The 22,572-nt window shown below is 35.3% G+C and carries 13 protein-coding genes; 7 read left to right on the top strand and 6 right to left on the bottom strand.

Features of this window, described 5'->3' with window-relative positions; all coding sequences use genetic code 11:
• Positions 1-29: 29 nt before the first annotated feature.
• Positions 30-1,076, bottom strand: a complete 1,047-nt coding sequence (thiL, locus tag ACODSB_RS01460; RefSeq protein ID WP_488935739.1) for a thiamine-phosphate kinase — start codon at positions 1,074-1,076, stop codon at positions 30-32.
• 414 nt (positions 1,077-1,490) lie between these two features.
• On the opposite strand from thiL, the gene ACODSB_RS01465 reads away from it, so the two are divergent.
• Both ACODSB_RS01465 and ACODSB_RS01470 read left to right on the top strand, forming a co-directional pair.
• Positions 1,491-1,970, top strand: coding sequence for a DinB family protein (locus tag ACODSB_RS01465; RefSeq protein WP_053473431.1), 480 nt, complete (start codon positions 1,491-1,493; stop codon positions 1,968-1,970).
• A gap of 46 nt (positions 1,971-2,016) precedes the next feature.
• On the top strand, positions 2,017-2,514 hold the full coding sequence (locus ACODSB_RS01470) for a DinB family protein (RefSeq protein WP_488935740.1): 498 nt from the start codon (positions 2,017-2,019) through the stop codon (positions 2,512-2,514).
• Between the two features lie 39 nt (positions 2,515-2,553).
• On the opposite strand, the gene ACODSB_RS01475 is transcribed toward ACODSB_RS01470, so the two are convergent.
• The 5 genes from ACODSB_RS01475 to ACODSB_RS01495 all read right to left on the bottom strand — a co-directional run bounded on the left by ACODSB_RS01475 (position 2,554) and on the right by ACODSB_RS01495 (position 11,124).
• The gene (locus ACODSB_RS01475) at positions 2,554-3,513 is read right to left on the bottom strand and encodes a helix-turn-helix transcriptional regulator (RefSeq protein WP_488935741.1); all 960 of its coding nucleotides are present in this window, start codon (positions 3,511-3,513) and stop codon (positions 2,554-2,556) included.
• A 164-nt stretch (positions 3,514-3,677) separates the two neighbouring features.
• Positions 3,678-7,490, bottom strand: a complete 3,813-nt coding sequence (locus ACODSB_RS01480; RefSeq protein WP_488935742.1) for a fibronectin type III domain-containing protein — start codon at positions 7,488-7,490, stop codon at positions 3,678-3,680.
• Between the two features lie 200 nt (positions 7,491-7,690).
• Positions 7,691-9,487, bottom strand: a complete 1,797-nt coding sequence (lepA, locus tag ACODSB_RS01485; RefSeq protein WP_053473429.1) for a translation elongation factor 4 — start codon at positions 9,485-9,487, stop codon at positions 7,691-7,693.
• A gap of 164 nt (positions 9,488-9,651) precedes the next feature.
• The gene (locus tag ACODSB_RS01490) at positions 9,652-10,386 is read right to left on the bottom strand and encodes an NUDIX hydrolase (protein ID WP_309844000.1); all 735 of its coding nucleotides are present in this window, start codon (positions 10,384-10,386) and stop codon (positions 9,652-9,654) included.
• 21 nt (positions 10,387-10,407) lie between these two features.
• Positions 10,408-11,124 (bottom strand): NUDIX hydrolase, encoded by a 717-nt coding sequence (locus ACODSB_RS01495; RefSeq protein ID WP_053473427.1) that lies wholly within the window; start codon positions 11,122-11,124, stop codon positions 10,408-10,410.
• A 463-nt stretch (positions 11,125-11,587) separates the two neighbouring features.
• Here ACODSB_RS01495 and ACODSB_RS01500 point away from each other — a divergent pair, with 463 nt between their 5' ends.
• The 5 genes from ACODSB_RS01500 (at position 11,588) to ACODSB_RS01520 (ending at position 22,303) form a co-directional block, all read left to right on the top strand.
• Complete coding sequence (locus ACODSB_RS01500; protein WP_488935743.1) at positions 11,588-14,701, top strand: SusC/RagA family TonB-linked outer membrane protein; 3,114 nt, start codon at positions 11,588-11,590, stop codon at positions 14,699-14,701.
• Positions 14,702-14,713: 12 nt separating this feature from the next.
• Positions 14,714-16,315: a RagB/SusD family nutrient uptake outer membrane protein gene (locus tag ACODSB_RS01505; RefSeq protein WP_488935744.1), complete on the top strand. Its 1,602-nt coding sequence runs from the start codon at positions 14,714-14,716 to the stop codon at positions 16,313-16,315.
• A 20-nt stretch (positions 16,316-16,335) separates the two neighbouring features.
• Positions 16,336-17,190 carry a hypothetical protein gene (locus ACODSB_RS01510; protein WP_488935745.1) on the top strand — a complete coding sequence of 285 codons (855 nt, stop codon included), beginning with the start codon at positions 16,336-16,338 and terminating at the stop codon, positions 17,188-17,190.
• Positions 17,191-17,284: 94 nt separating this feature from the next.
• A complete protein-coding gene (locus ACODSB_RS01515; RefSeq protein ID WP_488935746.1) occupies positions 17,285-19,774 on the top strand; it encodes a glycoside hydrolase family 2 TIM barrel-domain containing protein in 2,490 nt (829 codons plus the stop codon).
• A gap of 129 nt (positions 19,775-19,903) precedes the next feature.
• Positions 19,904-22,303, top strand: coding sequence for a glycoside hydrolase family 31 protein (locus tag ACODSB_RS01520; protein ID WP_488935747.1), 2,400 nt, complete (start codon positions 19,904-19,906; stop codon positions 22,301-22,303).
• Positions 22,304-22,572: the final 269 nt, after the last annotated feature.

Genomic DNA, 22,572 nt, shown 5'->3' on the forward strand with positions numbered 1-22,572 from the left:
ATTTTTTTATTGAAAATTTAAAGAATCATTTATTCACTCAAAGCATCCCAGCCGCGAGCTTTTAAAGCAATTTTAGTATTGGCACGAGTTACTAAATGAACGCCTTCACTTTCATCGGCCATATGTCCAATTATTGAAAAGTTTGGATTTCCTTTAATTTTATCAAAATCCTTAATGTCAATTGTAAAAAGAAGTTCGTAATCTTCTCCACCATTAATAGCAACCGTTGTGCTGTCGATATTAAATTCTTCGCAAGTCGAAATAAACTGTGGATCTAACGGCAGTTTATCTTCATATAAATTACAACCCACTTTTGACTGTTTACACAAATGAATAATTTCTGAAGATAATCCGTCAGAAATATCGATCATCGAAGTCGGTTTAATTTCAAGAGCATGTAAAAGCGTGCGAACATCAGTTCTTGCTTCTGGTTTTAACTGTCTTTCGACCAAATACGTATAAGGATCTAAATCTGGCTGACTGTTTGGATTTACCTGAAAAACCTGTTTTTCACGTTCCAAAACCTGCAATCCCATATAAGCAGCACCAATGTCTCCCGTTACAACTAATAAATCAGTTTGTTTTGCACCGTTTCTGTAAACGATTTCATTTTCATCTGCTTCACCAATTGCCGTAATGCTGATAATTAATCCTTTTTGAGATGAGGTTGTATCGCCGCCAATAACATCAACTTTATATTCTTTTGCAGCGTGTGTAATCCCTTCAAATAATTCTTCTAATGCTTCTAACGGAAAACGGTTAGAAACTGCAACAGAAACCGTAATTTGAGTTGGTTTCGCATTCATCGCGCAAATATCAGACAGGTTTACTACTACTGATTTGTAGCCTAAATGCTTTAACGGCATATAAGCCAAATCAAAATGTACGCCTTCTATCAATAAATCTGTAGAAATAACAGCTTTTTTGTCCTTAAAATCAAGAACTGCGGCATCATCGCCAATACTTTTTAAAGTAGATTCCTGAGTAACATCAAAATTTCGGGTTAAGTGGTCAATTAAGCCAAACTCGCCTAATTGTGCTAAACTGGTACGCTGCGGATTTTTATCTTCGATCATTTTTTTTGAGTTCCAAAGTTTGTAAGGGGCAAAGGTACAAAGGTTTTTTTTAAAGATGCTATCCCGATAGCTATCGGGACTGAAATTCTAAGATGTTAAATTTTTTTCTAGCATGTTTATTCGGCACAAATGTATTGTAGAGACGCACAGCAGTGCGTCTAAGATCCAGTAACCACAATTTGCTCCCAATACTATTCATTGCTCTTTTTTTCTATAAAATAAATTGGGGTTACGTTGCGGGAGACGCACTGCTGTGCGTCTCTACCATACATCTCTACAATTATACAATGCACCTCTACCGTGCGTTTCAACAGCAGGAAAAAAAATATTTTAAAATATTTTTTTCCTGCTGACAAACTGTTGTCACCAGCCCATTTTACTTTTGATGTATAGAAATTTAAAAACTTTAAAATCATGAAAACATTAGAAGCACAAGTAATTACTTCAGAAGATTTATTGAAACACTGGCAAGGTCACCGCGCCCTTACACGTCGTTTAATTGAAATTTTTCCAGAGAAAGATTTCTTCGAATTTTCAATTGGCGGAATGCGTCCTTTTGCAAAATTAGTTGATGAACTTTTAGCAATTGCGGTTCCAGGTTTGAAAGGAATTGTAACTAAAGAAACCGCACCGTTCTCAGAAGGAGCAGAAAAATTGATTTTTAAAGCGCAGTATCTTGAAAAATGGGATGAAGCTACAGCAGAAATCAATAAATATTGGGAACAATTGTCTATTGAAGATTTCAGCGAAACCTTTAATCTTTTTGGACAATATGAGTTTCCTGTTATTCAGAATATTTTATATTTTATTGATAATGAAGTTCATCACCGTGGACAGGCTTATGTATATTTAAGAGCTTTAAATATCGAACCACCATTTTTTTGGGAAAGATAATCTGATAAAATTGTAACTTTATTGAATAAATCTAAAATTAATGGCTATGAGTTTAAAAAAGATAATGACCAATTATGCAGATTATAATTTATGGGTAAATCAGCAATTTATAAATTGGCTTTCGCCGAAATCTGATGAATTGCTCTATGCAGAAGTACCTTCAAGTTTTTCAACAATTGTAAAAACACTCGATCATATTTGGTCTACTGAGGAATATTGGTTTTCTATTATTGCTGAAACCGATATGTCAGCAAAGAAACCGGAAACCGAATTGTCTAAAGAAGAAATCTTTTCAGGCTTATTAAATTCATCGACAAAATTGAAACATCTTATTAATTCATTGTCAGAAGAAGATTTACTTAAAGAAGTTAAAATCGTTAATCCATGGTTTGAATGCGAACAGCCAATTGCCGATTATTTAATCCAGGTTATTAATCACGGAACGTATCACCGAGGCCAGATTGTAACAATGGGCCGAAACATCGGAATTACCGACGCCTCAAATACAGATTATAATTTTTATAATGTTGTAAAACAGAAATAAAATAAAAAACTCCCGAAAGATAATCTCTCGGGAGTTTTTTTATAAAAGTCTTTGTCTGTTAATTTCCAGTAATTCTAAAGTTCGTTTTTTTAAAATTTGCGGTTCAAGAATTTCAGCATGATCTCCAAACATTAAAAACCAACGCGGAAAACCGCTGTCAATATCGCGGCACATAAATGTCATTTCTATTTTGTCGTCGATTTCTTTTTCAGAAATAAAACCGTGATATTTTTTCTCGGTTGACAAATATCTTGCAATTTTCTTCTCAATTAATATGCGGACTTTTGTCGTTGGGCAAGTTTCGGTTTTATTTAAATAAGTTTCTAAAGCATCGTGTTCAATTGTAAAATCACAATCTGTTTTTTTAATCCCCTGAATTCTATCTGTTCTAAACTGACGATAATCTTGGCGTAAATGACAATATCCTAAAAAATACCAATTGTTATTATCGTGAAAAACGCCCACAGGCTCTATGTTTCTTTGTGTAGTTTCATCAGCGTCAAACGTTTTGTACAAAAGTAAAATCTGCTTTTTCTCTGCGATACCTTCAAAAAGCAGCGATAAAGTATTAGGTGAATTATCATTGAACATTGGCTCCGCTGTGCTCATTACAACTCGTGATTCTATGTTTGAAACCCAATCTTTATCAGTACTTCGCAAAACCGATTTCAATTTGTACATCGCCGCTGCATAATGATTTCCTAAAGATGGATCGGTAAATTTCTGCATCAGTTTTTCAGCAGCAATAAAACTGCTTACTTCTTCGCGCGTGAACATTACAGGCGGAAGTCGGTAACCTTCCATCAAAGCATATCCAACTCCGGCTTCGCTGTAAATAGGAACGCCAGAAGCTTCAAGAGTTCGAATATCCCGATAAATTGTTCGCAGACTACAATCAAAACGATCAGCCAATTCCTGAGCTTTTACAATTTTTTTAGATTGTAATTGAATCAGGATGGCAACAATTCGGTCAAATCGTTTTGGGCTTTCGTCGAGCATTTTTTTGAACTAAGTTACTAAGTTTTTTCAGTTAAAAAGATTCAAAGATACAAAGTTAAAGACTAAAGAGAATTAAAAAAGCTGTCCCAAATTGAGACAGCTTTTCTAGTTGTTAATTGTAGAAATCAGAAAAAATCTAAATTCTTTTTTTCATGATTAAAATTTTATTTTTTGATAAACTTCTTCGAAACTAATTTTTCTCCGTCATTAAATTCAATCAAATAAACTCCAGAACTTAATTCCTTGACATCAATTACTTTTTCAGCAGTACTTCCATTTTTGATTTTTTGTCCTGAAAGTGTGAAAATTGAAAAAGCCGTTACTGTATCATTAGGAAGTTTTACAAATAATTTTTCATGTACAGGATTTGGATATAAAATATAGCTATTTTCGGTTGCTGAATGTTCATCTACAGAAAGATTTTCAGAGAGTGTTTTGAAACTTATGCCATTGTATTTAGATAAGTTGCCTTCGGCATCTTTTGCTTTCACTTCAAAATAATAAAACCTTTCTGCTTGCAAAGTGGTAAAAGCATAGGAGGTGCTTGTTGTTGTTCCAACGAGAACATCACTCTGATATATGTTGTAACCAACCACTCCAATATTATCTTTTGAAGCTGCCCAGGACAATTTAGCTCCCGTTTTTGTAATATTGGTTACCTCAAGATTATTAGGTATTGTTGGTGAAGTATAATCTAGGAGCAGAGTAGTTGTCGATACACTGCTGCTCGATGAAAAATTCCCCGAAAGATCTTTTGCAATTACCTTAAAAGTATATTTGCTGGCAGCTATTAATTCAGTTACTGAAAATGCAGTTTCTGTAGTTGTTCCAACTATTTTATTTCCTTGCAGTATATCATAAACAACAACCTCTCTATCGTCTGTTGACGCAGTCCAAGATAAGTCGACTGTGTTTTTAGTAGTCTTTATAACCGTAAGATCTTTTGGCACAGTTGGAGGTGTATAATCAATGGAAGGTGTCGTTAGTGTGGCAGGAATACTGGATTCAGAAATATTATTGGCATAGTCCCGTGCTTTTATAGTAAAAGCATAATTTGTTGATGCATTTAATCCGATAACCGTATATTCATTTAAAGAAGTAGATGCAATAAGTACATTGTCTTTATATATATCATATGCAGTAACTCCAATGTTGTCATTTGAGGGAGTCCACGATAAATTGGTTTTGTGTGAAATGGTATTAGAAAAAACCAGATTGGCCGGAGCTGTAGGGGCTTCGGAGTCTGTAATTGCTTTTTTAATATCTACAGTATAATCTTGAAACTCTTCAAAGGTATCTTTTTCACAAGGTGTTGGTATCCCGTCTACTTTCATACCAATTCTTATTCTTGTCTTACCAATTATACTGGCTGCGGGAACTCTAAAATTTGCCACAGCTTCAAAATCTTCAGATTTTTGATTTAAATTTAAATATGAAGAACTCCACACTAATTCTTCTTCGTCTTCAAAATCTTTGTCTCCATTTAAATCAATCCATACGGCTAATCCATTAGAAATAGTTGGTTTTTCAGGGTATCTATATCTGGTTACTTTTATATGAATCTGGCTTTCCTGTCCCGCAGTTAAACTGGCAGTGTAAATGGTTCCATCAGTATACCAGCTGAAACCTGGGGAACGAATTAATGAGCCAAAATCAATATAGGAAATATAATCTTTTCCATACCCTACTGTTGAAGGTATGCAATATTTGGGCAGCGAAACGGTCTTAACAGATACTTCAGCACCTTTTGATAGGTGAGAATTAGGCATTTGCGCATGTACTTTAAAAGTATAATTTGTATCGTCCTTTAGATTTGTAACCTTGTAAGTAGTGGCTCCGTCTTTTACAATTGCGATATTTTCATTGTCTTTATAAATGCTGTACGAAGTAACAGGAGGATCGTTCTTAGAAGCAGTCCATGTTAATACTACAGATGATGTAGTAATCTCTGAAACGATGAGCTCAGTTGGAGGCAGAGGGCCATCGTTTAGCGCCAAGGTTGTTGCTGAGACTTCGCTGCTGAATCCAGACTCTCTTTTTAATTCATCAACGGTTTTTATAGACAAAGTATATTTTGAACTGCTACTTAGCCCTTTAACAGAAAATTGTAAATTATTGGTTTTACCCACATAACTGTTGAGATTGATAGCATCTGTTAAATAAATGTAATAAACCAATGCTCCAGAATTATTCTGTGGCGCTGTCCATGAAATGTCAATTTGAGAAGCTGTAATATTGTTGACTTTCAGGTTTCTAGCGATTGAAGGTTTTGAATCTTTTGGTGTGTAAACAATTACTGGAATACTTGATTCAGAAACTGTTCCATTAGTTTTTTTTGCTTTGACAGTAAATACGTAACCGGTAGACTGCATTAAACCTGTTACCTGAAAGCTAGTTGTTTCAGAATTGGCTAGTAAGACAGCATCTTTGTAGATTTCATAACTAGTATTATCAGTTGCGTTTTCCGGAGCTGACCATGATAAATTGGTTGTTGTCCAGGATGTACCTGTAGCAGTTAAATTTATTGGAGCCGGAACTATCGCAGAATCTTTACTTGCATTTATTATGTTAACTGTATAATCTTCGGTTTCCCCATAATTGTAGGTACCTGTATAATCTCCGCATGGAGAAGGAATGCCTACGCCATCGCCCTGAGTTGTGATTCTAATTCTGGTATTGCCGTTAACGGCATTTTCCGGAACTACAAAAGTTCCTATTACAGGAGAATTAGTTGTTACATCATGATTCCATACACGTTCTCCTGGGTCTGTAAAATCTAAGTCTCCATTGTAATCAATCCACACGGCATATCGTTGTCCAAATTGAGTTCTGTCATTGTACCATTCATTTGGATTAATAGTTATGGCATAAGTTTCTCCTTTTTTTAAATCGGTAATTAATTTAGAAGGATCGGTTGTAATGGTTTGTGATTGATCTAATTTTGTGTCGATAGATCCAATTCGTACTCTTTTAATGTACATGTCCATGACACTGCTAAACCCTTTGGAGACACAATAGGTGGGAACTATAGGTAATGTTGCTACAGTAAGCACCTCACTGTCTGGAGAAATATTTCCCGCAGCATCTTTTGCCTTAACTATAATAGAATAGGTTGTATTTGCTGTTAGCTGTGTCAGGTTAAAACTTGTTGTTTTAGATGTTCCTTTTAACTTATTATTTAAATAAATTTCATAAAGACTCACTTCTCTATTATCTACCGAAGAATCCCAGATTAAATTCAATGTAGTTTGAGTAATATCTGATGCAATACTATTGGATGGAGCTGTTGGCGATTCAGTGTCAAGAGAGTGATAGATTAAAGGAATACTTGTCTCCGAAATATTCCCGGCTGCATCTCTTGCCCTAACTGCAAAGACATAAGTATTGTTAACTTTTAAATTATTTACAGTGAAGTTTGTATTTATTGTGCTTCCTACAATCAAATTTTTGCCTTGCAGAATGTCATAAGCAGCAACTGCATCGTTATCCTTAGATGTTGTCCAAGATAAATTCACGGTAGACTCGGTTGCTCCTGAAGCTGTTAATTTGGAAGGTATTCCGGGGGGAGTTATATCTAATGTTTTGGCTGAAATTTTGCTTCCTACTGAGATATTACCTGCTTCGTCTATAGCTTTTACTATGAAACTATAGTTTTGATTTGAATTTAATGGTGTTATTAAAAAATTTGTTGATGTTGTACTGCCTAAAAGAGCAGTAATTCCTTCCCTGTAAATGTAATATGCCACAACGCCAACATTATCCGATGATGTTGTCCAGGATAAGGTCATGCTTGATCCGGTAATTTTTGTCGCAGTTAAATTGGAAGGAGCTGTTGGCGCTTCTGTATCTGTTATTTGAAATAATACTTTTTCCGCTGTAAAAGTATTTATATTGGATTTTGCTTCAGCTAAAAATGGTAGTAAAATCCAAGTTAGTAACGTAATTTTAAACAAAGTTTTAAGTAAAGTTTTTTCCATACATATAAATTAACATTTTGATTCTCTTAAAAATCAGATTTTATGCCGTAAAGCTATTGTTTTTAACTGTAAATAACAATTTATCAATAATTTGTTAATTGATTTAGTAAATCCTAAAAATAAAAACCCGACAACTTTCGTCATCGGGTTTAAATCTATATTCTATTATCTTGATTCTTTTTTCTAAAATAAAAAAAAATCTAGTCGTTCAATTTCAAAACAGCCATAAACGCCTCTTGCGGAATCTCAACGTTTCCTACCTGACGCATACGTTTTTTACCTTTTTTCTGTTTTTCAAGAAGTTTACGCTTACGCGAAATATCTCCACCGTAACATTTTGCGGTAACGTCTTTACGAAGTGCTTTAATCGTTTCACGAGCGATAATTTTAGCACCAATCGCAGCCTGAATCGGAATATCGAATTGCTGTCTTGGGATTAATTCACGTAATTTCTCGGTCATTTTTTTACCGATGTTATACGCGTTATCTTCGTGAATCAATGCAGAAAGCGCATCAACCGTTTGAGCATTTAAAAGAACGTCAAGTTTTACTAATTTCGAAGTTCTCATTCCAATAGGAGAGTAATCAAAAGAAGCATAACCTTTAGAAACTGTTTTTAAACGATCGTAAAAATCGAATACAATTTCCGCCAAAGGCATGTCAAAATTCAATTCAACTCTTTCAGTCGTTAAATACGTTTGGTTCGTAATTAAACCACGTTTTTCGATACATAAACTCATTACGTTTCCAACAAAATCAGATTTTGTAATAATTGTAGCTTTAATATATGGTTCTTCAACTCTGTCCAGTTTTGAAGGTTCCGGCAAATCAGAAGGATTGTTTACAATTAATGCTTTTTCAGGCTCTTTTTTAGTATAAGCCAAATACGAAACGTTAGGAACAGTAGTAATTACAGTCATATCAAACTCACGCTCTAAACGTTCCTGGATAATTTCCATGTGAAGCATTCCTAAGAATCCACAACGGAAACCAAATCCTAACGCTGCAGAACTTTCAGGTGTAAAAACTAACGAAGCATCATTCAATTGCAATTTCTCCATTGAAGAACGTAAATCTTCATAATCTTCTGTATCAACAGGATAAATTCCCGCAAATACCATTGGTTTTACATCCTCAAAACCAGTAATCATATTCGTAGTCGGAACTTTTGCATCCGTAATTGTATCACCAACTTTTACTTCGCGCGCTTCCTTAATTCCAGAAATCAAATAACCAACATCTCCGGCAGAAACTACGCTTTTAGGAACTTGATTTAATTTTAAAGTTCCAATTTCATCAGCAAAATATTCATTGTCCGTAGCCATGAATTTAATTTTCTGACCTTTTTTGATTTCACCATTTACAACTCTAAAAATTACTTCAATTCCACGAAACGGATTATAAACCGAGTCAAAAATCAAAGCTTGTAATGGTTCATCAGGATTTCCTTTTGGAGCAGGAATTTTTTCGATAATTGCTGCTAAAATATTTTCAACACCAAAACCGGTTTTTCCGGAAGCGTGAATAATATCTTCTAATTTACATCCTAATAAATCAATAATATCGTCGCTTACTTCCTCTGGATTAGCACTTGGTAAATCAACTTTATTTAAAACCGGAATAATTTCCAAATCATTTTCTAAAGCCAAATATAAGTTAGAAATAGTCTGCGCCTGAATACTTTGTGCCGCATCAACAATCAAAAGTGCACCTTCGCAGGCAGCAATCGATCTTGAAACTTCGTATGAAAAGTCAACGTGACCAGGAGTATCAATTAAGTTTAAGATATATTCTTCACCTTTATAAGTATATTCCATTTGTATGGCGTGACTTTTAATGGTAATACCGCGCTCGCGCTCCAAGTCCATGTTGTCAAGCAATTGTGCTTTTTCCTCACGAGCTGTAACAGTTTGAGTAGCGCCCAATAATCGGTCTGCCAATGTACTTTTACCGTGGTCAATGTGTGCAATAATGCAAAAGTTACGTATCTTCTTCATTTTAATATATCAGTTCTCTAATCGATTTTAAGTATTTTTTTGGATGCAAATTGCGCTATAACAATTGTTTTAACGCCTCTTATTAAGGGGCAAAGATAGCGCAAAGTTTTGGATTCTGGAATGATGTGCGATGGATAGTTAAATCGTACAATTCAATTTTTTAATTAAAACTCAAAATTGAATCCTTTTTCAGTCAGTTTCTTGTAGATTTCGGCATCAAATTTATAGAGTTTTGCGGCTCTGTGCGAAACATCCTGCTGCTTTTCATCTAGTGCCAAAAGCAATTTCATGTGCAGAATTTTTCGGCGGAAATTAGACTTATCCAATTCAATTCCCAGTATTTCTTCATAAAGATGCATTAACTGCAGTAAAGTAAATTTTTCAGGCAAAAGATTAAAACCAATTGGCGCCTGACGAACGCGGTTTCGAAGCTGCAGTAAGCTGAAATTTAAAATTTCATTATGGTCAAAAATCAAATTCGGAACTTCATTTATCTTACACCATTTTGCTTCACGAACCGCTATACTCGCTCTAACATTATAATCTTCCTGATTTACAAGTGTATAATAACCAATAGTTACAATGCGGCGATCGTGAACACGGCCCGGGTTTGTAAAAGCTTTTAACTGCTCCAGATAAATATTATCCAGACTTGTAAGTTCATATAAAATTCGTTGTGCAGCATCATCGGCACTTTCTTCTCTTTTCAGCCAGCCTCCTAATACGCCCCAGCTTCCTTCACTTTCTCCGCCGGCATGCTGAACCAATAGCACTTCAAGACTTTCTTTTTTAAAACCAAAAATGACACAGTCAATTGAAATTCCGTCAATTGCTGTCGCATTATTTAAAGCAGATGTGCTTTCGGTTTTAGAAGTTTTTGTAGAAGATACTCTTGTCATTTTAGCCTTTATGCTTGTTTTTTAAAATTCAAAATTGAAACCTTTTTCAGTCAGTTTTTTGTAAATATCAGGATCAAACTTATACAATTTTGCAGCCCTGTGTGAAACATCCTGTTGTTTTTCGTCTAAAGCAACTAATAATTTCATATGCAGAATTTTTCGGCGGAAATTAGATTTATCCATTTCAATTCCCAGGATTTCTTCATAAAGATGCATCAACTGCAGCAAAGTAAATTTTTCCGGTAAAAGATTAAATCCAATAGGCGCCTGACGAACGCGGTTTCGAAGATTTTGTATACTGTAAGATAAAATTTCGTTGTGATCGTAAATCAAATCAGGAATACTGTTGATTTTATACCATTTAGCGTCAGAAGCTGTAAAACCCGCTTTAATATTATAATCTTCTCTTTTTACAAGCGCATAATATCCAATAGTGATAACACGTCGAAGCGGAAAACGGTCCGGATCTCCAAAAGCCTTTAACTGCTCAAGATAAATGTTATCTAAACCCGTAAGTTCGTTTAATAAACGATGTGCAGCATCATCAGTACTTTCTTTTTTATAAATCCATCCGCCGGGTAAACCCCATTTTCCTTTACTGATACCTTCTGCGTGCTGGACTAAAAGTACTTCCAGACTTCCTTCATCAAAACCAAAAACAACGCAGTCAATTGTGATTGCATTCATTGCATTTTGTTCGCTTTTTGCAACAGAGTCGGCATCTACTTTTTTATCCATATGCGAAATAAATTTTGACAAATTAAACAAATAAAATGCATAACTGTCTTTTTTGATTACTTAATATTTTTTTAACAGATCAAAAAATTGATTATCAGCTGATTGAAATTACGATGAAAAATTAAATTTCAAATAAAAATCTTTTAAACGATTGATTGTCAAAATGCTATAGCGTTATTTTTTTGATATTTTTTATTTCGTTTTAATCTTTAATCTTATCGGATTGACAAAAATGAATCCCCATAAATCAGAATAGGAAAAAAATAACCTTAATATTTTGCTAAAATAGAAAAAAAGTTTTACACTTGTAGTCAAATTTACCATAAGATATTTTCAAAATGACTATAAGTTTAAAAAAACTAACTTTTGAATTAGAATGAGAAGGTAAATTATAGAGAAAAAGGACTTACACTTTGATCACAATAAACGTAACTAACTTAATTTAAACCAACTCTTATTTACTATGAAAAGCAAATATTGTATTAAAACAACAATGCTCTCGTTTTGCACGATGCTGTTGTTTAGCTTATTTATGATGCAGTCGGCTTTTGCTCAGGCACAATCCCGATCTGTGAATGGAATTGTAACATCGGCTGTTGACGGAATGGGCGTTCCCGGAGCATCTGTCTCTGTAGAGGGAACTAAAATTGGTGCCGCAACCGATTTTGATGGAAATTATAAAATAGAGGCAAAAGCAGGAGACGTTCTTGTTTTTACTTTTATTGGATTTAAAACTCAGAAAGTAACAGTAGGAACTCAAAAAACTATCAATGTTACCATGCAGGAAGAAACTGCAGAATTGAAAGAAATTGTAGTTATCGGATACGGTACACAAAAGAAAAAGGTAAATACTGCCGCAACTTCATTAGTTTCAGGAAAAGACATTCAGCAGGTAGCAACCTTAGATGTTACAAATGCTTTGCAAGGTCAGGCTGCGGGTGTAAATGTTACTTCAACTTCTGGACAGCCGGGAGCAGGAATGGCAGTAAACATTCGTGGAGTTGGAACAGCAGGAAATAATACACCTCTTTATGTCGTGGATGGAGTTGTTGTCGATAACGGAATTGGATATCTTGACCCTTCTTCTATAGAAAGAGTTGACGTTCTAAAAGATGCTTCTGCAGGATCTATCTATGGAGCCAGAGCAGCAAATGGAGTTATTTTGGTAACAACAAAAAAAGGAAAAGATGGTAAAATGAACGTGTCTTTTAATTCTTATACAGGTTTTCAGCAAGTAGCTAAAAAACTGGATTTATTAAATACACAGGAATATACTACTATTATGAATGAGGCTCGTGTAAATTCTGGTTTAACGCCATTATATACGCAGGCACAAATTGCTGCGTTTCCAAATCATGACTGGCAGGATGATTTGTTTAACGAAGGTGCAATAAAACAAAACCATTCGCTTACTATTAGCGGTGGTGATAAAAAATCTACAATTGCAACCGGATTGTCTTATTACGGGCAAGAAGGTATGATTGGCGGTTCGACAAATCAATCGCAATATGATCGTATTACATTCAATGTAAATTCAACTTCAGAAGTAATTGAAAATTATCTGAAAATTGGAGAAAACTTCTCTTTTGCCAATATTAAAAGTTCAGGAGTTGCAGATCAGGGAATTTACAGTAATGCCATCAGAAGCTTTTTGAATGCAGCGCCAATTGATGCGGCTTATGATGCCAATGGAGGTTTTGCTCATTCTTCTATTTCAGCAGATATCAGCAATCCGCTTGGATCATTGTATTATAATAACTTCAATGAAACAAAATCAAACCGTTACGTAGGAAACATTTTTGCGGAATTAAAATTCTTTAAAAATTTCACTTACAGAACAAGTTTTGGTGTGGATATGACAGATAGTAATTACCGTTCTTTTAAACCGGTTTATTCTCTTTCTTCAAATGATAATAATACGGTTTCGAGCGTTACTCAAAACGCAACCAAATCTTTAGGATGGATTTTTGAAAACACGGTTCAATACAAAGGAACTTTAAACGGAGTTCACAATTTTGATGTATTAGTTGGTACTTCTGCCAAAAAAAATACTTCAGATTTCATGGAAGCAACGGGTAAAAACTTAACTTTTGATGATTTTGCTCATGCTTATTTAAGTAATGCTACAGACCAGACATCAAATACAGTAAAAGGAAATCGTGGAGATTATGGAATTCAGTCTTATTTTGGACGTTTATTGTATGATTTCAACAACAGATATTTATTTACAGCAACTTTAAGAAGAGATGGTTCATCAAACTTTGCAGCTTCAAACAGATATGGATATTTCCCATCTGTTTCTGCAGGTTGGAATGTTGATAAAGAGGCTTTCTTCCAAGAAAATAAAGTTTTAAATTCATTAAAAATCAGAGCAAGCTGGGGACAAAATGGTAACGATCAAATTCCTGCTTTTTCTTATATGTCAACTATTAGTTCGTACAATAAAAACTATCATTTTGGAACAGGAACAGAAACGTTACAAACAGGTGCAAGCCCGGATCAGCTTTCAAATCCTGACTTAAAATGGGAAACGTCAGAGCAATTAGATCTTGGATTTGATGCTGTTTTGTTTAAAAACTTCTCATTAACATTCGATTACTACGATAAAAAAACTAAAGACTGGCTGGTTTTAGCATCGATTCCAGTGTATGCAGGTGCTACAGCTCCTTATATTAATGGAGGAGATATTCAAAATAAAGGATTTGAAATTGCTTTAGCCTATCATACTCAATTTAATGAAAATTGGAATTTTGCGGTAAACGCAAATCTTTCACACAACGAAAACAAAGTACTTAGAGTTGCAAACAGCGAAGGTATTATTCACGGAGATCCAAATTTATTATTTCAGGGAACAGATGAGTTGAACCGAGTTGAGGTTGGACAGCCGATAGGTTATTTCTACGGATTAAAAACAGCTGGAATTTTTCAGAATGCGGCAGAAGTTGCAGCAAGTGCACAACCGGGTGCAGCGCCTGGAGATGTTCGTTTTGTAGATTTAAATGGAGATGGAAAAATCGATGCTAATGATAAAACGAAAGTTGGAGATCCAAACCCTGATTTTACTTACGGTTTAAATTTTGACTTATCATACAAAGCATTTGACTTAACGGTTAATACTTATGGAGTTGCAGGAAATCAAAATGTTTTTGGAATTCATGATCCAACACGCGGTTACACAAACTATACTACAGATGTTTTAAACAGATGGACTACAGAAGGAAGTTCTAACAGAGTTCCAAGAGTTACTTACGGAACAGATTCAAATGGAAATTACACAAAGTTTTCTGATTTATATGTTCAAAATGCTGATTTCTTCAGAATTAAGAATGCAACTTTTGGTTGTGATTTAACAAAATTGACAAACAAGTTGAACTTCTTCAGCAAATTCAGATTGTATGTTGCGGCCAATAACCTATTCACTTTTACAAAATATAAAGGAATGGATCCTGAAATTGGATTTGGGAATACTGCAAGAGACAGCAACGGTAACTTAACACAACCGTGGGCAAAAGGAATTGATGTTGGATATTACCCACAGCCTCGCACGTACATGATGGGTCTAAATGTTAACTTTTAAATTATGAAAACGATGAAAAAATATATAAAATTATTAGCTGTCTCAAGCTTGTTCGTTTTAGGGGCTTGTTCAAATGATTTTCTAGATACGGAGCCTTCTACAACCAAAGTTGAAGAGAATTTTTATAGAACACCAGCCGATGCTTATTCAGGATTGATTGCTGTTTATGATGTATTACAGCGTGAAGCTTACGGCGGACCTTTATTGATTAGTGAACAGGCTTCTGATGATTGTTTTGGAGGATATGGTATTGCCGATGCGCAGACAGATATCGAATGGGATAGATTTTTATTTGTTTCGAATAAAGAAATGAATGCCGATGTATGGAAATATGCTTATTTAGGAATTTACAGAGCCAACATTTTATTAGAAAATCTGGATAGAGTAAACTGGGGATCTGATACTGCTTTAAAAACAAGATACGAAGCAGAAGCTCGTTTTTTAAGAGCACATTTCCACTTTATGGCAGCTAAAATGTTTGGAGATATTGTGCCATTAGACCATACTATTAAGGCAATCGAATTTTTATTGCCAAGACAACCGGCTGAGGTAACATACGCTTTGATAGCAAATGATTTAAAATTCGCTTCAGATAATTTAAACAATGACAATTATTCTCAGGCAGGAAATGCTAATTACGGACGCATTACAAAATGGGCTGCAGAAGCTTATTTGGCAAGAACATTTTTATTCTACACTGATTATTACAAAAAAACGGATTTAGCAGGAGTTATAACTAAAGCACAAGCCGTTACTTATATTAATGATGTAGTGAATAACAGCGGACACGGATTAGTTGCTGATTTTGCTAATCTTTGGTTAGCAGCATCTTTCGACAAATTTGCCGGAGAAGACAATACAGAAATGGTTTGGGCTGTTCGTTTTAACGGTTCAGGAAAAGGAGACTGGAATTTAAATGAAGGAAACCGTTTTCAGGTTAATATCGCACCTCGAGGCGGCGCAATTGGTCCTTATGCAACAGGATGGGGAGGAGCAACTGTTACTCCTAAATTGTATAATGCTTACGAACCGGGAGATACCCGTAGAGACGCAACAATCATTGATTATAAAAATGAAACTTATAAAGGAAACCCTTTAAACTTTGATCCCGTAGCAAGAGAGCAGCGCCAATACACAGGATACTCATGGAAAAAATACTGCCCAATTAACAATGATGCAGGAACAAGTATTGTAGAAGCAAACGGAGGAAATTTCCAAATTGACAACTATCAGGATTTTGCTGTTATACGCTTTTCTGATGTATTGTTAATGGCTGCCGAATTAAATTTAGAAACTAATAGTGCTTTGGCATTAGCAGATATAAACAGGGTTCGTGACAGAGCGTTTAAAGATACAAATCACAGATTAACAGTGGCTAATTTTAATAAAGCTGCAATCATGAAAGAGCGCCAATTAGAATTAGCTCTGGAAGGATTACGTTATTTTGATTTAATCAGACAAGGAGTTGCTGTAGCTAAAGCTGAAATTGATAATGCAAATGTTGATTCTCAATTTAATGTAACATTTAGAACAGAAACGCAAGCCTGGTTTCCATTACCGCAATCTCAAATAGTTCTTTCTAACGGTACTATTTCACAAAATCCAGGTTGGTAATTAACTAAAAACAAACTATTATGAAACGTATATTATATATTTTAATAGCTGCCATAACACTAAGCTCACTACTGTTTTCATGCGAGCCGGTAGAAGATCGCGAGAGTTTGCCAGCAATAACTTTAACATCGTCAACACTTAAGTTTTCGGTAACACAAAATGCTGCAAATAAGAATATAGTAATTTTAAAAAATCAAGATCCGGATGTAATTCCATATTGGAGATATGTAGACGGAAATGGTAATGAATTAGGACATTCTAATAAAGGCGAAGATCAAATTACATTTCCTTTTGCTGGAAAGTATACCGTTTATTTTACTGCTTATACAAGAGGAGGTTCTGTAGATGCAGCTCCGGTAGAGGTAAATGTTGAAGAAAATGACGAAACGTATTTCAGCGATCCAAAATGGGCAATGCTGACTAATGGCGTAGCAGGTAAAACTTGGGTATTAGATTTTATAGATCCGGTAGGCTGGGCAGGTTTAGATTATCCGGCAGCCTCTGGAGACAACTGGAACTGGTTTCCGGATTATGCAAGTAACTCATGGATCATGCCAAGCAAAGACTGGGGAGAAATGTATTTTGATTTGAACGGAGGTTATAATACTACCGTAAAACAAACGGCAATCAGCAGTAATGTACAAACAACCAAAAAAGGAACTTATAGTTTTGAAATCGCCAATAATAAATTAATTTTTAATGGAGGCGTAGAAATGCTGTATGGTGGAGATTATTATGCAGATTGTGCTATTTGGTATAGTGTAAAAGTGGTTGAACTTAAAGATAATTCATTGCGTCTGGCTGTTATTCGTAACCAAAGCAGAACTGGTGAAGGCGTTTGTTTGATCGTTTTTCACTACAAGCCTAAACCATAATACATTATAAAAAAGAAAACTACCGGTAGGGGATCGATACAGACACCTATCGGTATGTTTATATTTGTTATGCAAACCACAAAAACTACTATCTATGAAAACCACATTTAAATATCTAAGCAGACTTTCCATATTGATTTTTTCTGCGATGTTTTTATTAAGTTCCTGCAGTAAAAAAGAAGATGCTTTTGCCAATCGAAAAATCTCTTTTAATGCAGATTGGAGTTTTCATTTAAATGATAGTTTAACAGATAAAGATACCATTGGAACTTCAACCAAATGGAGAACCTTAAATCTTCCGCATGATTGGAGCATCGAAGGCAAATTTGATGAGAAAAGCCCAGCAGGATATGGGGGCGGATCGCTAAACGGAGGTTTAGGATGGCATAAAAAAACATTCAAAATTGCAAAAGAAGATATAAATAAAATAATATCAATAACCTTCGACGGCGTTTATAAAAATAGCGAAGTCTGGATAAACGGACATTATTTAGGAAAACGTCCAAACGGATATATTGGCTTTCAATATGAGCTTTCACCATACTTAAATTACGGAGAAAAAACCAACGAAATAATTGTAAAGGTTGACAATTCAAAACAACCGAATTCTCGTTGGTATTCAGGTTCGGGAATTTTTAGAAATGTCTGGTTAGAAACTACAGATAAATTACATGTTGAACAATGGGGAACTTATGTTACAACTCCAAAAGTTACTGCTGAAAAAGCTTTGGTAAATATTGAAACTCGAATTCAAAATGATCATTCAGAATCAAAAAAGTTAACATTAAGAACTACCATTTATAAGGAAGATAAAAAAGTTACCTCAGGCTCCACTACATATATAACGCTTACTCCAAAAAGCGGCACATTGCTAAATGTAAAAGCAGAAGTAGAATCGCCAGTTTTATGGTCAGTTGAAAAACCAGAATTGTATACAGTTGTTACGGAGATTTTGGTTGATGATAAAATTGTTGATCAATACAAAACGAATTTCGGAATCAGGGATTTTAAATTTGACTTGAACAAAGGTTTTATTTTAAACGGAAAACAAGTCAAAATAAAAGGAGTCTGTATGCATCACGATTTAGGTCCGCTGGGTTCTGCAATCAACACGCGAGCTATCGAACGTCAGTTAGAAATTCTGAAAGAAATGGGCGTAAACGGAATCAGAACTTCTCATAATCCACCCGCTCCGGAACTTTTAGATCTATGTGATAAAATGGGTTTCATTGTCATGGATGAAGCTTTTGACATGTGGAAACAAAACAAAACCAAATACGATTATGCAAATGACTGGGACAAATGGCACAGAATAGATTTAGGCGATCAGTTGCGCCGTGACCGAAATCACCCAAGTATTTTTATATGGAGTATAGGAAATGAAATTCCGGAACAATGGAATGAAACAGGTGTTGAAATTGCAAAAGAATTGGCAGAAATCGTTCGCATAAACGATAAAACCCGCCCGCTTACAGCAGCCATGAATCCGCCGGTAAATATGAATATTGACGCCGTAACACTGCAATTTGAAAAGAAGAATATTCAGTTTAATGCCATTGCAAAATCTGGTATTTTAGATTTAATCGGATATAATTATGCACATCAAACCTATGAATATCATCAAAAGAATTTTCCAGACAAACCTTTCATAGCAACCGAAACAACTTCAGGTTTAGAAACACGAGGTTATTATGATACCGTTTCAGATACTATAAAGAAATGGCCCGTAAGATGGGATCTTAAATTTACAGAAGGAAATCCCGGAAACACTGTTTCAGCTTACGATCAGGTTCAGGCACCTTGGGGTTCAACGCACGAAGCAACCTGGAAAGTCATTAAAAAACACGATTTCCTTTCGGGAATGTATATTTGGACGGGTTTCGATTATATCGGAGAACCAACTCCATACGAATGGCCATCTGTAAGTTCGTATTTCGGAATCGTGGATTTAGCCGGTTTTCCAAAAGACGTTTATTATATGTACCAAAGCGAATGGACGGATAAAACTGTGCTTCATATTTTTCCGCATTGGAACTGGAAAGCCGGACAAACTGTCGACGTTTGGGCATACTATAATAATGCTGATGAAGTGGAACTTTTCGTAAACGGAAAATCAGTTGGAAAAAGAAGCAAAAAAGGAGACGATTTACACGTAATGTGGAGAATTCCTTTTCAGGCCGGAACGCTAAAAGCTATTTCTCGTAAAAACGGAAAAACAGTTTTAGAAAAAGAAATCAAAACAGCCGGAAATCCTTCACAATTAAGATTAACTGCCGACAGAAGTACTATTAAAGCCGACAAAAATGATTTGTCATTTGTAACCGTTGATATTTTAGACGATAAAGAAACTTTGGTTCCAAATGCCAATAACGAAATCAATTTCTCATTAACAGGAAACGGAAAAATTGTTGGAGTTTGCAGCGGAGATCCGGTAAGTCACGAATCGTACAAAGGAAATAAACATACTGCTTTGGCTGGGAAATGTTTGGTAATTGTTCAATCTGACGATAAAACCGGAAGACTGGAATTAACCGCTAAAGCAAAAGGATTAAAACCCGCAACAATCGTAATCACAACGGAATAATACAACTTCAATATTCCTGCAAGGTTTCCAAAACCTTGTAGGTATAATGAAATTTTATATAAAAGAAAAAATACAAACCTACAAGGTTTTGAAAACCTTGCAGGAGAACTAACATCTAGAATATTACCAATGAAAAATGCACAACTAACCACTTTGTTTTCAATCTGTATGTTTGGATTGCTGCTTACGCCAAAAGCATCGGCACAAATACAAAACGCAGATGTGTTAAACGCACCAATAGATATCAGTAAAGATTTTCAGAACTATCTGAATACTTTTTATTTTGCCGATGAACTGGCTTCTTTTGATCCCACAACCGGAAAAGGAACCATAAAATATTTGAGATACAATTACAAAACGCGTCAGGCTTTCAACAACATGATGATGAAACCTGATGTGGAAAAAGCAAACGAATTTCCAACAACAGAATATGAAGAATCTCCTGTTTTACCATTCGAAATTCAGTTTGTTTCTGATAGAACGATCCGAATAAAAACCACTTCAGGTCCGCAGTTTCATCCACAAAAAGAATCATTAATGTTGGTTGACGGCGTCGCGCCAAATCATCCTGAATTATGGAAATATTCTAAAATCGAAGGCGGACACAGTTATACAAGTAAACATGGAAGAGTTGAAATTTTGACAAAACCATGGCACGTAAAAATTTACGATGAAAATGGAAAACTGCTGACAAGTACACTTCACGATACAGATTTTAAAAATACGTATACACCAACACTTCCATTCTCGTACGTTCGCAGAAACAGCGACTATTCAAGAAGTATGGGCGCAGCTTTTAGTTTAGAACCAGACGAAAAAATATTTGGTTGTGGAGAATCATTCACGCAATTCAATAAACGCGGTCAAAAAGTAGTTTTATGGACAGATGATGCAAACGGAATCCAAAACGAAACCATGTATAAACCAATTCCGTTTTATATGAGCAGCCGTGGTTATGGCGTTTTTATGCATCATTCTACGCCAATTACAGTTGACTTTGGAAAATATTTTGGAAGCGCCAACGAAATGTATATTGGCGATGACGAAGCCGATTTGTTTTTCTTCATCGGAGAACCAAAAGACATTTTAGATCAATACACCAATTTAACCGGAAAAGCTGCCATGCCGCCGCTTTGGTCATTCGGTTTTTGGATGAGCCGAATTACTTATTTCTCTGAAAAAGAAGGAAGAGAAGTTGCTAAAGATTTGCGTAAATACAAAATCCCAACCGATGTAATTCATTTTGATACAGGTTGGTTTGATGTAGATTGGAGAAACAATTACGAGTTTGCAAAAGCACGTTTCCCGGATGCAACAAAAATGATGTCAGATTTAAAAGAAGATGGTTTTCATGTATGTTTATGGCAATTACCCTATTTCACTCCAAAAAATACTTTGTTCCCTGAAATCATGGATAAAAACTTAGCCGTAAGAGACAGAAAAGGAAACCTTCCGTATGAAGATGCCGTTTTAGATTTCTCAAATCCGGAAACAGTAACTTGGTATCAGGGAAAATTGAAGAAATTATTTGACGAAGGAGTTTCAGTTTTCAAAGTTGATTTTGGAGAAGCCGCTCCGCCAGACGGAATTTACCATTCAGGAAGAACAGGATTTTACGAACACAATTTATATCCGTTACGATATAATAAAGCTGTTGCCGAAATTACACAAAAAGAAAAAGGATACACTTTAATCTGGGCAAGAAGTACGTGGGCAGGATCTCAGCGTTACCCGTTACATTGGGGTGGAGACGCGGAAACTTCAAACGGAGCAATGTCGGCAGAATTACGCGGCGGACTTTCATTAGGTTTAAGCGGATTCAGTTTCTGGAGCCATGATGTTGGAGGATTTGCTACAAAATCTCCAGAGAATTTATACAGAAGATGGGCGCCTTTCGGGATGTTTACTTCACATGTAAGAAGTCACGGTGAGCCTCCGCGCGAACCTTGGTTATACAGTAAAGATTTCTTAGAAGGATTTAGAAAAGCAGATAATATGCGTTACGAATTAATGCCATATATCTACGCTCAGGCAAAAGAAAGCTCTCAAAAAGGGTTGCCAATGATGCGTGCTTTATTTGTTGAATATCCAAATGATCCGGGCGCATGGTTAGTGGATAACGAATATTTATTCGGATCAAGTATTTTGGTTGCACCGCTTTTTGAAGAAGTAACAGAAAGAGATGTTTACCTTCCGGAAGGAACATGGATTGATTATCAAACTAAAAAAGTATACCAATCGGGCTGGCATAAAATCAAAGCCGGTGAGGTGCCAATTGTCGTTTTGGTAAAAGATGGAACTGCATTGCCTCACATTGGTTTAGCACAATCTACAAAAGACATGGATTGGAGTAAATTAACGTTGAAAGTTTATGCGAGTGACAAAACAACTTCGGCGACAGCCAAAGTATTTTTACCAAATGACACTGCAGTTCAGGAAATAAAATTAACCAAAAACGGAAACAATTTCGACGTAACAGCAAACCCATTAAACGGAAAAACCACTTTTAAAACCGAGTGGATAAAATAAAAAGTTTGCCACGAATTGCACGAATTTCCACGAATTGAATTTGTGATAATTGGTGTAATTGCTTCGCCTATTCGCTATCGCTCGGTTCGTGGCAAAAAATAAAATATTTAAACACATAGGAACATAGATTTTTGTTTGTGAATAAAAGAAAATAAAAAGAAACTAGTTTCTTCACACATAGAAATAAATGCAATTATGTAGATCGTGTTTATCCCGTAGGGATTTTATATCGGTAGAAAAAAATGTTACGCATTATATTTTGTCCCGTT

Source organism: Flavobacterium sp. FG68 (genome assembly GCF_057808895.1).